Source organism: Agrobacterium salinitolerans (genome assembly GCF_027498475.1).
Classification (GTDB): Bacteria; Pseudomonadota; Alphaproteobacteria; order Rhizobiales; family Rhizobiaceae; genus Agrobacterium; species Agrobacterium salinitolerans.
Genome location: NZ_JAPZLN010000001.1, coordinates 339,143 through 352,204, shown reverse-complemented (window position 1 = coordinate 352,204; position 13,062 = coordinate 339,143). Strand labels below are relative to the sequence as shown.

12 protein-coding genes, 1 tRNA gene and 2 pseudogenes are annotated in these 13,062 nt (G+C 56.6%); 7 read left to right on the top strand and 8 right to left on the bottom strand.

Annotated elements, in window-relative coordinates; all coding sequences use genetic code 11:
• Positions 1–34: 34 nt before the first annotated feature.
• The 3 genes from O9X91_RS01660 to O9X91_RS01650 all read left to right on the top strand — a co-directional run bounded on the left by O9X91_RS01660 (position 35) and on the right by O9X91_RS01650 (position 2,290).
• Positions 35–466, top strand: a complete 432-nt coding sequence (locus tag O9X91_RS01660) for a hypothetical protein (protein WP_077985431.1) — start codon at positions 35–37, stop codon at positions 464–466.
• Positions 467–705: 239 nt separating this feature from the next.
• Positions 706–781, top strand: a tRNA-Phe gene (locus O9X91_RS01655).
• 192 nt (positions 782–973) lie between these two features.
• Positions 974–2,290, top strand: a complete 1,317-nt coding sequence (locus O9X91_RS01650; protein ID WP_107341397.1) for a tyrosine-type recombinase/integrase — start codon at positions 974–976, stop codon at positions 2,288–2,290.
• Between the two features lie 9 nt (positions 2,291–2,299).
• Here the strand turns inward: O9X91_RS01650 and O9X91_RS01645 are convergent, their stop codons facing one another.
• On the bottom strand, positions 2,300–3,931 hold the full coding sequence (locus tag O9X91_RS01645) for a recombinase family protein (RefSeq protein WP_269834274.1): 1,632 nt from the start codon (positions 3,929–3,931) through the stop codon (positions 2,300–2,302).
• Positions 3,932–4,198: 267 nt separating this feature from the next.
• On the opposite strand from O9X91_RS01645, the pseudogene O9X91_RS23935 reads away from it, so the two are divergent.
• Together O9X91_RS23935 and O9X91_RS23930 are read left to right on the top strand one after the other, a co-directional pair.
• Positions 4,199–4,588, top strand: a pseudogene (locus tag O9X91_RS23935) (flagellin N-terminal helical domain-containing protein); the annotation flags it as partial.
• A 1,020-nt stretch (positions 4,589–5,608) separates the two neighbouring features.
• A pseudogene (locus O9X91_RS23930) lies at positions 5,609–5,860 on the top strand (flagellin); the annotation flags it as partial.
• A 141-nt stretch (positions 5,861–6,001) separates the two neighbouring features.
• On the opposite strand, the gene O9X91_RS01635 reads toward O9X91_RS23930, so the two are convergent.
• A complete protein-coding gene (locus O9X91_RS01635; RefSeq protein WP_107341394.1) occupies positions 6,002–6,856 on the bottom strand; it encodes a hypothetical protein in 855 nt (284 codons plus the stop codon).
• Between the two features lie 146 nt (positions 6,857–7,002).
• Between O9X91_RS01635 and O9X91_RS01630 the strand changes: the two genes are divergently transcribed.
• The gene (locus O9X91_RS01630; protein ID WP_107341393.1) at positions 7,003–7,449 is read left to right on the top strand and encodes a hypothetical protein; all 447 of its coding nucleotides are present in this window, start codon (positions 7,003–7,005) and stop codon (positions 7,447–7,449) included.
• A gap of 315 nt (positions 7,450–7,764) precedes the next feature.
• On the top strand, positions 7,765–8,523 hold the full coding sequence (locus O9X91_RS01625; protein WP_269834272.1) for a DUF2958 domain-containing protein: 759 nt from the start codon (positions 7,765–7,767) through the stop codon (positions 8,521–8,523).
• Positions 8,524–8,569: 46 nt separating this feature from the next.
• Here O9X91_RS01625 and O9X91_RS01620 read toward each other — a convergent pair whose 3' ends face one another.
• The 6 genes from O9X91_RS01620 to O9X91_RS01595 form a co-directional block, all read right to left on the bottom strand.
• Positions 8,570–9,058 carry a hypothetical protein gene (locus O9X91_RS01620; protein ID WP_107341391.1) on the bottom strand — a complete coding sequence of 163 codons (489 nt, stop codon included), beginning with the start codon at positions 9,056–9,058 and terminating at the stop codon, positions 8,570–8,572.
• Between the two features lie 180 nt (positions 9,059–9,238).
• Entirely contained in the window at positions 9,239–9,541 is a 303-nt protein-coding gene (locus O9X91_RS01615) for a hypothetical protein (protein WP_107341390.1), read from the bottom strand.
• 76 nt (positions 9,542–9,617) lie between these two features.
• A complete protein-coding gene (locus O9X91_RS01610) occupies positions 9,618–10,301 on the bottom strand; it encodes an AAA family ATPase (RefSeq protein WP_269834271.1) in 684 nt (227 codons plus the stop codon).
• 53 nt (positions 10,302–10,354) lie between these two features.
• Entirely contained in the window at positions 10,355–11,137 is a 783-nt protein-coding gene (locus O9X91_RS01605; protein WP_107340459.1) for a hypothetical protein, read from the bottom strand.
• Between the two features lie 68 nt (positions 11,138–11,205).
• Positions 11,206–12,186, bottom strand: a complete 981-nt coding sequence (locus tag O9X91_RS01600) for a hypothetical protein (RefSeq protein ID WP_107340460.1) — start codon at positions 12,184–12,186, stop codon at positions 11,206–11,208.
• Positions 12,187–12,523: 337 nt separating this feature from the next.
• Entirely contained in the window at positions 12,524–12,994 is a 471-nt protein-coding gene (locus O9X91_RS01595; RefSeq protein ID WP_107340461.1) for a hypothetical protein, read from the bottom strand.
• Between the last annotated feature and the right edge of the window lie 68 nt (positions 12,995–13,062).

Below are 13,062 nucleotides of genomic sequence, written 5' to 3'. Positions count from 1 at the left end.
GCCGCAGCAATTTAGCATGCGTCAGGAGACAACGATGAAAGCACCACTGCGATCCCACGGTTTCGACAAGCCATCCGACCTGGACGACGAATTGGCCGAACTGGAGGAAGAGGCCGAAGCTGTAGCTGCCGAAGCAAAGGCGGAAAAACCCGCAGCCAGGAGAACGCGGACCGCAAATACCATCGACCCGTCGCTGCGCGCCGAATTGGACGAGCTTCGCAAACAGGTCGACAAGATCCGCCGCGATGTCAAACGGCTGGAGGCTGCCCAGCATTCCCGCCACGCGCCCGCACGGCCCCACCAAGAGCGCGACGGCGAGAATTCCCGCCTGATGACGGTGGTGCGCTCCGTGGCCGTCACCTCGCTTGCCAGCCGCATCTTCGCTTCCTCGCCCGTCATGGCGGCGCTGGTGGCCGTTGTGCCTTTCGCGCTTGGCCTTGCCGCACGACGCAATGAGGGGGCGTAAGTCGCTACCTGCCGCGCCGGCACCCGCTGGCCCGGCGGATGCCCAGGAGCGGGTTTTCCGCCGCAATCCGGCCTTCGCCGGGTAGACTTTCGAGCCATCCACAGGCGCCGTGAAAAAACTGTCAAAAAACTTCGCAAGGGCGCTTGCCATGTCCGAACAAGATGTTATAACCCCGCTCACTTTCGGGGCACCAAACAGCCCCGCCCGCCAAAAGCGGAGGTTCTTCAAGGACCTGAAGTGCCCGGATAGCTCAGTTGGTAGAGCAGCGGATTGAAAATCCGCGTGTCGGTGGTTCAAATCCGCCTCCGGGCACCATTAACTTGCTGAAAACGCTAAGTTTTTGAAAAGTCCTTTGATCTAGCTTGTGCTGGAAATACGCTAGCACACGTCTAGCACAGCCCGCAAAATTGCTCTTTTCCTTCAAGGCCCGTCACGCCTTCTGCGGTTGCAGGTTAGCGCAGCTTTAACGCAGGCGTGCTAGCAACGTAACCGATTTCGGAGAGCGTCATGTTGCAGCGTGCAAAGCAGCCCAAACAACCCTTTACCCTCTTTCAGCGCCCCGGTGGCACCATCTGGTCGGTGCGGTTTTCCGCAGGCGGTAAGCAAGTTCGAAAAAGCCTCGAAACAGACAATTACGACGAAGCGCATCACCGGGCTTACCAGATATGGAGCGAGGCGAACTATCGCGTGAAGAATGGTTTCACCGCTGTTGTGCGCCCATTCGCAGAGGTGGCCGAGGAATTCATCAAGCTCGTGGTCGCGGAAAGCGAACGTAACGACCGCAGCGAGTACCACCCTCGCGACTGGCCCCCGGTCATTCGTCGATATCTCGTCGGCTTTTTCGGCAGCAAGCCCATCGACACCATCCGCGAGCCGGATATCGAACGCTATGTGGAATGGCGGCGGAATTATTGGGTCAGCGGCCCCGGCAAGGATATCGAGTTCATCCGTTATGAGCGCAATGGCAAAATCCTCCGTCGCACAGCGCGCCATGAGGTGCCGTCGATCAGTCGGCAGAGGGGTGAATTGACCATCGTACGGGCCTTGTTTCAGCAGGCTCTCAAATGGGGCTATTGCGGCAAGCTGGAAATAGCCGACATCAAGGTTCGCAAACGCATCGATAATAGCCGTCCAAGCTTTACGCCGGAAGAATTCGAAACTCTTATCGGCACCAGCCTGCAACGCATCTATCCAGATCATAGCGGGCAGGGAAAATTAATCCGTGGTAGGGATGGCCGTGTATGGCGGCAATTCCGGCAAAATATGCATGTCATTTCCGACAGGCTGAAACTGCACGCCCATATCGAAATCGCTTCTGGCAGTGGAATGCGGCCAACGGAGCTTAAAAACCTCGATTGGGGTCATGTCGTCGGCTTCCGCTCGGCGCGACAGGGCAAACTGCAAGATCAGGATGTTCGCTTTCAGGTTCAGGGCAAAGGCAAGCACGGTGCCGTCGTCCCGCAATTGTCCGTCATCCCATGGCTTCATGCGCTGTGGGATGCGTTCGAAAGGGAAGTTGGCCGGGAACCGCGTGATGATGATCCCGTTTTCGCCGATCATACCGGGAAACGCATCGAAAGCTTCAAGAAGGGCTTTTCCGAGCTACTGAAAGTATGCGACTTGCAGCAGGATTTCCGTGGCGTGGCACGCACCACCTATTCGTTGCGGCACTATTATATTTCCGAGATGATCGCTCGCGGTGTCGATGTTTATGATATCGCCCGCAACACCCGCACCTCTATTGCCATGATCGACAAGCATTATGGTCAGGTCAGCACTGAGCGCCGCAAGGATCAATTGAGACCCGATCACAAGGAATGGTGAGCATCGGCGTCACGCCGCAAACGCCGGGAAGCATCCGCTGATGCGGCCTCCTTTGATGCCGTAGGCGGCGATCCCATTTTCCACGATCAATGTTGCGGAATAATCGCCGCTGTCAAAGCTGACTTCCGTGATAATTTCCCTGATGGCAGCATGCGCCTCCGAGCGAAGGTCGTATCGGGTCACGTCATCGGCCCGCTCCCACGCGTCTCGCAGCCTACCGATGCGGTCGCAGGTTTCCGAGGACTGTTCGTGCCGAATTGTCCGGCGCTGGCGTTCTGCCTGTTGGTGCCGTAGCTCGGCTTCGACAAGCTGACGCTCGGCCTGCCGGGCCTTCAGCAACGCCACGATGGCATCCAGCGGCTTGCTTTCGTCTTCGATAGACTGTGCCAGACGCTGCTCCTTTCTGCGAAGCTCTTCCAGTTCAAGCGTCAATCCGGCAATGGTCTCATCAAGCTCCCGGCGCACATCATCGAACCTTTCCGCTTGCAGCGTTTCGGCCAGGTTGATCTCCCTGACGTGATCAAGGATCGCGACCTCCAGCGGCTCGTATCGGAAATGCCGATTGCCATCGGCACAGCGATGACCGCGCACATAGTTCGCGCAGACCAGATAGCGGCCGTTTTCATTACCTTTGACTCGGCTCATCTTCATCGTCATCGTCCCGCCACAATGGGCGCAATGGCAAAGCCCGGTGAACAGGTTGGCGAATGCGTTGCCCTTGCGGCCCGGTCTGCCGGGGTTGCTTCGCATGGTCTGAACGCGCAGGAACAAATTTTTGTCGATAGCGGCAGGGAAATAATTCTCAATTGGATCACCATCCGGCACGCGCTTGCCGTTCTGCATCCGGTGCGGCTGGAATGTGCCAATGACATCGTGCCGGGTTAGAAGCGCCTTGATGATGCTCTGATACCAGCCATCCTTGCTCTTGAAGGCCGGCACGCCATCGGCATTGAGCTTGCGGGCGATCACCGTCGCACCAAGTCCGCACGCCGCCATCTCGTAGATTGCCTTCAGCGTTGCGGCATGGTGGTTCAGCGTGAAGGCGTAACGGTTCGTATCGATCCGCTCGGCGTCGATCCATGCGGGCGTGATGCCGGTGATCTGGCCCTTGCCTTCGCGGGCCTGTTGCCGCTTCCGTTTTGCGACCGCGCTGATGCGCTCGCTCTTGGTCTGGCTCTCCTCGTGGCCCCGCGACATCACCGCAAGCCCGATAATTAGCTTGGTCCAATCCCCATTAAGCCGGTCGCGGCTGTAAATCTGCCGGTCCTCACCGAGTGTCACGATGACGATGCCCGCGTTGATGATCGCCATGAACAGCGTCAGCGCATCCGGCACGGCTTCGCGCGATAGCCGGTCGAGGCTTTCGATCAGCAGATAGCTACCCTTGGGGATTTGCCCGCTCTCGACCATCGCAAGGAACCGGCCAAGCGCGCCGGTTTTGAAGTTCCTACCCTTCCATGCGCTGACACCCAAGTCCTGCAAGCTGTCGTCCAGAAGCAGAGAGTGCTCGTCCGCAAACGCCTTCGACCGTTCAAGCTGTCGGCGTAAGCTATCACCACGAAGCTGCTTGCGGGTGCTCATACGCACATAGGAATAGGCCCGGATCGGAAAGGTGCTGTTGTTGCTGTCTTCGGTGCCCATAGCGGCCTCCTCATGTTGCAATCCGCTAACATGGAGCTATCGAGCGGGCGAGCGTGAGGAGCGCCGGGTGCAAATGTCTACACCAGCGTAAGGGTTTGGCTTGCGGGAATGAGTTGTAAATCTACGGCGCAAATCACCGCAGGTTTCGTTGAGATTACTGCGGCCTGTACGGTTAACAAGAGGTTAATTTCCGTCGAGTGCAAAGACATTTAGCGGGACACTGGTGCGGCTGACGGATAACGGCAACATCCACCGCAGGCCCATCATATGACCAGCATTCTGACGAACACCTCGGCACTGGCAGCGCTGCAAACCCTTCGCATGATTGGCAGCAATATGGCCGACACACAGCGACAGGTAAGTTCAGGGCTTCGCGTGCAAACCGCAGCGGACAACGCGGCCTATTGGTCGATCTCCACGACAATGCGCTCGGATAACATGGCGCTCGCCGCCGTGTCGGACGCTTTGGGTCTTGGTGCCGCCAAGGTCGATGTCGCCTATGCGAGCATGGAAAGCACGATTGATGCACTTGGCGAGTTCCGGGCGAAGCTGGTTGCGGCCAAGGAAGACGGCGTGGACAGAGCCAAAATCCAGACCGAGCTTGACCAGTTCAAGGGCCAGTTCGTTTCCATCGCGACATCGGCGAGCTTCAACGGCGTGAACTGGGTGAATACGGATGCACCGGAGAACCTGTGGGAACTGTCCTCGCTGTCGACGAGCATCACGTCATCGTTTATACGATCTTCTGATGGCTCCGTGCGGGTCGGCACCACGGATATCGATGTTGCCGATCTCAGCCTGTTCAATGTCGGCGGCGGCGGTGTCTTGCAGAAAGATATCCGCTCGCTCGGCGCTATTGGCGGGTTTCGCGGTAGCAATGTCACGACGTATGGAGACCCTGGATATCAGGATTTCGATTTAACCGGCGCTTTTAGCTTGTCGGGAACCGATACGATCAGCTTCGACCTACTGGTTGATGGCAGCAATAGCTATACCGTCACCATCGACGCAAACACGATCAATTCGGCTCTCTCGAAATCAGATGGCACGGTGTCGAATGATGCGGAGTTCGCCGACGTGCTGCGATACGCATTCGGCACCATCAACGATGTGGCGAGAGTTATCACGCTGTTCAACGGCGTGCGTATCCAGAGCGTCGAGGCAACCGGCTCGTCCAATTCGAGCATCGAGCTTTCCGGGGTCACATCGAATTTCGCTCCGGGGAATTTCGGCGCGGGACTTGAGAACGGCGCAACCTCGGAGCTTGCAGACGATTATCCGCAATGGAGTTTCGGCTTTTCAGGCCCCTTCACCGTCTATCGCGATGTCGAATTCAGCTTCGACATTCAGGTAGGGAGCGATCCGGCCACGACCGTCACCGTCACGCGGGACATGGTGGATACGGCGCTCGGCACATCGGACGGCAAAATCGCGTCAGCCGCCGACATGGCGGCACTGCTGGACTACGCGCTTGACGGCGAAGGGCTCGACGTGACGGCGAGCGGCGCATCCATCCTGTTCGAGATCGACAAGACCCTTTATCCCGATGCAGGGAGACGGGCGTTCGTTCAGATCGGCAACGTCACCGACAACATCGGCCCTGCTCCGGATTTTGATATTCTCGACGTGGATATCACTGACCCCGCCAACGACCTCGACAACTACCTGACCGGCGTGGATGCCATGCTGCAAAAGGTCATAGCCGGTGCTAGCACGCTCGGCGCGGTCAAGACACGCATCGACATGCAGCAGGATTTCGCGCAGACGCTCATGGACAGCATAGACAAGGGGATTGGCCGTCTTGTCGATGCCAACATGAACGAGGCGTCTACGCGGCTCAAAGCACTCCAGACGCAGGAACAACTTGCGATCCAGTCCCTGCAGATCGCTAACAGCAATGCGGAGAGTATCCTACAATTATTTCAATGATCGATGAGCATCCAGCTCCGGCGAAGAACTGATCCGCTCACGGACGCGCGTCGTAGCGCAAACATGCTAGGGCTGCTGAAATGGCAGGACGTCGTTCCTGTGGCGTCTATGCGTCTCGCTGACAGCGCAACCACATCGAGATTATTTTCGCGCGCTTTCCCGCTCTTCATTGTCACGGTTCATCTTTCGCAGCACGACATGAATGGTCGACAAAAAGAAATAAAACATCCAGCTTAGCCACAGGGCAGCGTCGTAGCCGGTTTTCTGTTTATCGTTATGATGTCTGATGCCGAAATTGTTGGCGATATTGAACAGGTCGCTCTCGTCCTTGTTGTCGAGAACAGTTTTCACCTGCGGCCGAAGGTACTCAAGGACATCGGCCAGATCACGAACTGCTTGTCGCCGGTCATCGAGACTTGCCCCATGGCGACGATACTGCGTAATCGCCGCGTCAATGCGACCGCGGATATTTTTGTCGTTGGTCGGTGTGTCGGCTGCAAAAATGGCCTCAAACCCCCGATCGGGCTTGTGCAGAACATCGCCAACTTCTGATAACTCAAACTTTCCCTGATAGAGGTTGAGAAGGTCGTTGATTTTTTCACGGAAGACTTTCTCGCCCTCATGCTTGTTGAAGGTCTCCCAATGCATGCCGCAGTCGCTAAACGAGTGATATGTCCCATCTATTGGCTTGGAGACAACGGAAAAAAGGTACTCGATGATGTCAAGTAAATCGTCTTCCGTGTAGAAGGCGTACTTTTCGTCAATGGGCCAAAGTCCGTCTTTTCGAAGCTTCAGCATCATGTCAAGATCGGGAGATAATATCAGACCCGGCACATCCCCCTGATCGACGCAGTACCAGCCGAGATATTCATTGAAATAACCTTCAGCCCGGAGATCTTTGAACAATCGAAAAAACAAATCTCTGATGACTTCAAGCGGAAAGCCAGCCGCGTTCTTATTCTTTCCGGTTCTTACCGAGTAGAACTGCTTTGTCATGTACGACCCCTTTGGTGCTCTAAATACACCAAAGCCGCGTACCATGTCTCCCAAGTGGATGGATTTTCCAGAAACTCTTTGCTCGCCCTTTTGGCAGACGGCTGTATCCGGGAAACACGTTCAATGGTTTCGGAAAGGATCACAGCATGTCTCACCTCAAGGCTCTCAAGCTCACTTCTGCCGTTCCGGCTCGCGCAACCGCCGATCCGGTGCAGCGTTCGCGGGAAAAGATGATTGCCGCACTGGCCGAGCAGAAGCAGATGGCGGAAGCGAAGATCGCCGGTCAGGCATTCACGCCGACGCATGTCGTGCGCAAGAAGAACGCCGAAGGTGTCCGTGTCGAGCTCGAAGCACCCAAGCGCGTGCGCCAGGGCTGGTTCATCGACGGCAACGGCAAGGTGTTTTTCGCACTGCGTTATGCGGGCAAGACCATCGAATTCGCCAAGGACAAGAACGCTGTCGAGATCGGCGAGCTTTCGGCGCTGCCGAAGGTCATCGACACGCTCGTTGAGGCTGTCCGGGCTGGCGAGCTTGACGCGCAGTTGACCGCCGCCGCCGTCGAACGCGGCAAGATGCTGCGCAAGTCCGCATAAACTGCGCAGTTTTTACCGGGCAAGCATCCGAAGGGCATGGGATCAAATGATCCCATGCCCTTCGTGCGTTCCGGCGTTGCTGTAATGTCATCAAAGAGCGTCACGGACGCGCGTTCGGTGCGGGGCGCTGCGCAACACTGTTTTCGGGCTGGGCCGCATTCCTTGATGCCTCTGTGCTTCTGCTTGACATGCGTCGCCCGCCGGGCCTGCCCCCCGCAAGCATGCGCAACCTCTGCCATTTGTCCGGTCGTGTCTTTGAACTCGCCCTTTGAGCCATCTGGAATTTTGTTTCCGCCTAAACCGAGCGGAGACCTGATGCAAGACCATTCACCCGGCGATCACGCCGACAAGCTTACGCAGGCGCAAATTGACCTGGCCATGCTGTTCATGACCGACCTACATGTGGGGGCCGAACGCCTCTACAAGATCAAACGCAAAGGCACATCGCTGAGCTTGCGCTACGAAATCGACGGAGAAATGCACCAGCGCAGCTATCTGTCGGCGGTGTCGTGGCGGGCTATTTTGTTGTTTGCGCTGACCGAGGGCAAAAATGTCGCCGTTCACGAGATGGACCAGGCGGGGCGATACCGGCGCGTGTTCCCGAAAACCCTGCTGCGCCGCCTTCAATGGCATGCACGACCGAATGCGAATTTCCCGCCGGTTGTTCGGCTGTACGAGCCCAATGGCAAAGCCGTCATGCTACTGACACGGAGCCGGCTCTGCGGGCATGCCGTCGATGCCCTGCATAATCTCAGCGATGGCGGGCCGGTGTTTCAACCGCTGTGGATTTCCGACATCATGGCGCTGCGTCCCATGCTCGGCATCGAGCTTGTCCGCGATGAGACGTTCTCGGCCCCAATGCCGGTTAACGCATATCTGGAAGCAACCGCGATGACTGGACGGATTGTCGAAGAGCCGGAGCTTTCCGGTTTGCCGCTCACCGGGACTATTCCTCGGCTTGCAACCCCGCCATCATCGAAGGCCGTTCAAAGCATCTTCAATCAGCAATGCCTTGAAAATTCGGCATTGGAGAAGCTGCGAGATCGCACGATCTACGAGGACTATGGCTTCTAAGTGCTTTCGACCTACACGTCGATTTGCGATTTCTTCGGGCGAAAGATCAGCCCTTGTTCGCTAACTCAAAAATAAACTGTTGTTGCTGTGTCGCCAGCAATGCACCTGCGAACTTCTCTTCCGAGCCGTCTTGTTCCCAACGCAACGCATACCGGAGGATCGGGACATTGTGTTCGAGCGTCAAGTCGGACAGCCTCTGGCGCTCGCTTTCCTCGTACTCCGCATCATCGGCGAACTTGCTCGTCTCCGGCTTATGCTTGCGGGCCAAGAGGTCCGACGCTATCCGATCCTGCCGGGTGATGAATTCGAAACCGACAATTGCATTCAATTGCGCGTAAAACTGCGGTTCCGGCAATACCTTTTTCCGCAAGTTCAGGTCAGGGCGCACGAAATACGAATTGATCCTTTTAGAACGGTCCATGCTGAACATCGCGGTATATGTGGCTGCTCCCGCGTATAGGGAGACACCGCCCTCCAAATAGGCCAGCGGCTTTTGCAGTCGTGCGATGCGTTCTTTGAGTTCTGATGGTGTCATTGCGAATATCCGCTTATGCCGAATGGGAACCGAATTGCTCCGGTCCCCATAGCTGGCGGTGATTGAGGTTTGCTTAAAGCGGCTATTCAGATGGCCGCCTTCGCCATCACTCGCCTTAGTATCCGCGTAGTGTGCTGCACCGGGAGATGGCGAGGCCACCGAATTGCACGATCTACGAGGCTAAGCCTTCGAGTGACCTGAAAGATACACTGCATAGTCTCGCCGGTAGTCTTCAAGCACGCTGTCGTCTTTGCAATGCATAAATCGGTCATGAAGCTCGGGATTTCCTTGTTTCGCGGCTGCATAGATCGGATTGCGTTCAAGCCACTCGTTGGGAACCATCTGATCGAGCTTCATTTGAAGCAGGACCATCCGGCAACGGATTTCGTTGATTTCGGCGGTCAAAGGCCGGTACATTTCAGCCCATTCGGTCTGGTATTGGTAGATGGCGCTCTCGGCATCGGCTAATGTGTCGCTAAGCATGAAATTGCTCCGTTGAAAAAGTGAAGGTTTGTGTGAAAGGGGCTCCGGGGCCATTTGACCCCGGATTTGTCGTGTTTCACGACAACTTGGCCTTTGCGGTGGTCGGATTGCCCATACCGCGCAGCCTGCGGAGGCCAACCAAGTCCTCAAGACGCTGGAACATCTGCCGATAGCTCAACCCCCTGATATACGCGTAGTCGGCTCCCAGCACTTGCAAGAGCTTTTCGTCGGAAATGGTCTCGCCTTCAGCTAGCAAGATCTTCTGCGCCAGCGGCAGGAGCTCACCCGGCATCGGCCAAGGGCAATGGGCGACCTTGCAGCGGTCGCGAATAGGGGCGGCCAGCTTCTCAAGATGGTTGGTCGTCAGGATGAACAGCGTGTACGGCATCACCCTGTCGATTTCGGCCTTGAGAGCATTTTGCGCCGAACCGGAAAAACCATCAGCCTCATCGATGATGATGATGCTCAACCCTCTTTCGTTGAACTTCGTAACTGATGCGAAGGTTGCAATCTTCTCACGCACGGTATCGATGGAGTTCTCCATGCTGCCGTTGATGAACATGATGTCGTGCTGCGACACATCTGCGCAGAGGTTTTCGGCGAGTGCGCGCGCGAATGCAGTCTTACCGGTCCCGGCTGGACCGAACAGCAGCAGAGGCCGTGTGTTGTTGCCGCCAACATAGCTCATGGCGGCAAGCTTCTGATCGTAGTGGTGGAAGTCGGACAGCGCTTTCGGTCCGTAGGTAACGGCAAAATTCATCGTAATCTCCATGTTCGGGAATTGTGGGGTGGCCCTGAGCCACCCCGGTAAAATCAGGCCTGCACGGCGTCTTCCATCGCAACCTTGAGGCCAGTCGCCGTAACGCCGCTGACCTCGATGGATCGCGTTTGGCTCTTGCTGTCCGTTGCCTCGGCGTCTTCGCCCTCACTGATCTTCGCGATGGCAGCGAACACCGCGTTGAGAACCGCATCGCTGTTCAGCGTGAATAGGACGTCGTGGCCGCTATCCGGGCTGCGGCGGCTGATATGGACGAGGAAGCCATCGGCGCCATCCTTCATGTCCGCAGCCTGTGCTGCGGGAATGACGAAAACCGGTGTGTGCTGCTTACGCGCCTTCGCCTTGCCGATTTCACACGGCTTCTCGACCGACGACTTTGCCTTCTGGAGACGGATATTCTCGACGCCGCCTTCATCCTTGATCCACTGGACCAAGTCTTCGGGCGTCTTCTCCTTGGCCTGCGCGGCTTCGAGAACCTTGCCGAGCGAGCTTGCACGGCGGCGGTCCGCATCACCGAACACGATCTTGACGGCCAGCGAGGCCGCAGAGGTTGCCGCATTCATGCTGATGTCGAACACGGTCGCAACCTCGCGAAGCTCTTCCGCCGTCGTCGACCGCAGCAGCCGATAGGTCTCGGCAAGGATCTCGTATTTGCGGCGATTGCTCACAGCAAGCTCACCGGCTTCCCATGCCTGACGGGCGCTGCGAAGTGTGGTGACCTTGGACTTCAGGCTTGTCTCTGCCTGCACCTGTTCGGCCAAGCTGATCGGGGCAGCGGAGGCTTCAACGATGGTGTTTTCCTGTGTGATTTCAGACATTTGTTTCTCCTGTATGTCGTGATTGACAGCCAGAAGATCGCCCGAACCCGCAAAATCATCACCGAGTATTATTTGCGAAGGTATCGGAGATATTCTTTTATTTTCAATTGCTTAGATGAGGTGGATTTTTGCGGTGCATTTTCGGACATTAGAAATGCGTTATATTTGCCCGCGACCTTCTCGGCTAATGCCGGGTCCAAGCGAAGGCGCTTGCTATGCTGACCGATTTGCACAGCCGCTTCGATACATATGGCTAGTCTGGCGGTGCGCGACTGGATTGACTTCATCGTCGGAAAGGGCGGCAGCGAGGCCACGCAATAACGCTGTTCGAGCCTCTGGATATCGACGGGGGAGAAGTATCGTGGGTTCGCAAGTTCCCGCTCGACATTCCTCAGAATGGCGCAAGCATCGTAAGACGGCTTCGCCTGCCACTCCTTGAGCCGTTGCTGAAACGGCCCCGCAGCGAACGCGGAACCCTTCTTACGCTTCTGCTCATAATAATGACTGATCGCTTCGAACCGCTCTTGCGGAGTGTCGCGCATCATCAATGCGAACGCATCCGGCCGTACCAGGCTGGCAACTGGCGCGCCAAGCCGCCGTTCGAGTTCCTGTTTGATGGCGCGCTCGCGTGGGAACATCCCATCATCAAGGAAATCGTAAAGGGCCTTGCGGATGATGGCAGCACCTCGGACCAAGCGTGCGGGGGATCGTTCGATCTGGTCAGGGATCGGCCAAGGTTCGGGCCAATAGAGCTTGATGAGGGCCAATTGCTGCAAGCTGAAGCCGCGCAACGGAACGTGTGGGGGTAATACTTTGCGGAACGGCCCGCGTCCCTTTCCATAACGACGCATAGGAGTTTTCTGCCGGAGAAAATGGTCGACGCGGGCGGTTTCGTGCAACGCCCATAACCGCTCAAACAGATCGATAGCCGCGATGGTGCTCAGCGGAACGACATCTTCGCGGAAAATGTCGCGCAGGCGCTGAACCGCAGGAACTTGCGTATGGTCGGGGAAAAGAGAGTTGCCGTTATGGGGAGAAATGCTGGTCATGGCCAAGATTGCGATGAATTTCTTGCCAATCTGTTGTTGCCGATAGTCTCGCTTTGCGTTTTCGGCAAAGCCGCGTGCGCTGTTTCGGGGAAATTCGATTCGGACGGATCATTCGGTGGGATGTTTGATGGTGTCGATGTCTGAGCATCTGTTGTTGTCTTCGACCTTGTCATGCTCTGAGCATGCGTTTCGAAGACGTTCTTGGTTCTCGTGAACCTTGTCATCTGTTGGTAGACTACATCTGCCGCTCTGCGAACAGGGCAGCAGGAGACCTACCAGAATTGCAGCCTCTCATGCGCATAGCGTGGCAACAGCGCCGGAAGCGTGCAAAGATGACTTATCGGTTCATAAAGTCCCAGGTGCAGACGACCTGATCGCCGCTGAACCACGGTAATGACATTTCTTTCGTACAGTAGCGTGCGCGCTTTTCGGCATCTCCGACCGGCAGCAATAGGGAGTTGCCGCCCGGACATAGCGTCGTCCAGTGGGTGCCGATGATCATGTGAATATCGCTCTCATCGTGGGGCGGCAGTCGCAGCATGCCGTGGGCGTGGATTTTTCCCTCGACGTGTTCGAGGATGAACACGCCTTCGGTCCGCTCATCTTTCGCCAGCTTCTGCCATTTCGGCCCCAGCAGTGCCCGGTCAATACGGGCAAGCAGGCTTTTCAGGTCTTTTCGTATGCCGAGTGTCGATCCCTCACCATTCGTAACCAATGTCAGGAAGCCATTGGGCCGAATGGTCTTCGCCATGAGTTCCACATAAGCGTCCCGCAGTTCGCGATAGTTCATGTCCTTCGTCTGCACCATGCGCCTCTCCTTGCTGCTCGGTCAGCAGCGCTATTCCGATAAATATTTCAGTTATTTAGCGGTCAGCA

What these genes read in the sequence shown, in the direction of transcription:
- O9X91_RS01660 (WP_077985431.1), top strand. Translation starts at nt 35, where the DNA reads ATGAAAGCACCACTGCGATCCCACGGTTTCGACAAGCCATCCGACCTG.
- O9X91_RS01650 (WP_107341397.1), top strand. Translation starts at nt 974, where the DNA reads ATGTTGCAGCGTGCAAAGCAGCCCAAACAACCCTTTACCCTCTTTCAG.
- O9X91_RS01645 (WP_269834274.1), bottom strand. Translation starts at nt 3,931, where the DNA reads ATGGGCACCGAAGACAGCAACAACAGCACCTTTCCGATCCGGGCCTAT.
- O9X91_RS01635 (WP_107341394.1), bottom strand. Translation starts at nt 6,856, where the DNA reads ATGACAAAGCAGTTCTACTCGGTAAGAACCGGAAAGAATAAGAACGCG.
- O9X91_RS01630 (WP_107341393.1), top strand. Translation starts at nt 7,003, where the DNA reads ATGTCTCACCTCAAGGCTCTCAAGCTCACTTCTGCCGTTCCGGCTCGC.
- O9X91_RS01625 (WP_269834272.1), top strand. Translation starts at nt 7,765, where the DNA reads ATGCAAGACCATTCACCCGGCGATCACGCCGACAAGCTTACGCAGGCG.
- O9X91_RS01620 (WP_107341391.1), bottom strand. Translation starts at nt 9,058, where the DNA reads ATGACACCATCAGAACTCAAAGAACGCATCGCACGACTGCAAAAGCCG.
- O9X91_RS01615 (WP_107341390.1), bottom strand. Translation starts at nt 9,541, where the DNA reads ATGCTTAGCGACACATTAGCCGATGCCGAGAGCGCCATCTACCAATAC.
- O9X91_RS01610 (WP_269834271.1), bottom strand. Translation starts at nt 10,301, where the DNA reads ATGAATTTTGCCGTTACCTACGGACCGAAAGCGCTGTCCGACTTCCAC.
- O9X91_RS01605 (WP_107340459.1), bottom strand. Translation starts at nt 11,137, where the DNA reads ATGTCTGAAATCACACAGGAAAACACCATCGTTGAAGCCTCCGCTGCC.
- O9X91_RS01600 (WP_107340460.1), bottom strand. Translation starts at nt 12,186, where the DNA reads ATGACCAGCATTTCTCCCCATAACGGCAACTCTCTTTTCCCCGACCAT.
- O9X91_RS01595 (WP_107340461.1), bottom strand. Translation starts at nt 12,994, where the DNA reads ATGGTGCAGACGAAGGACATGAACTATCGCGAACTGCGGGACGCTTAT.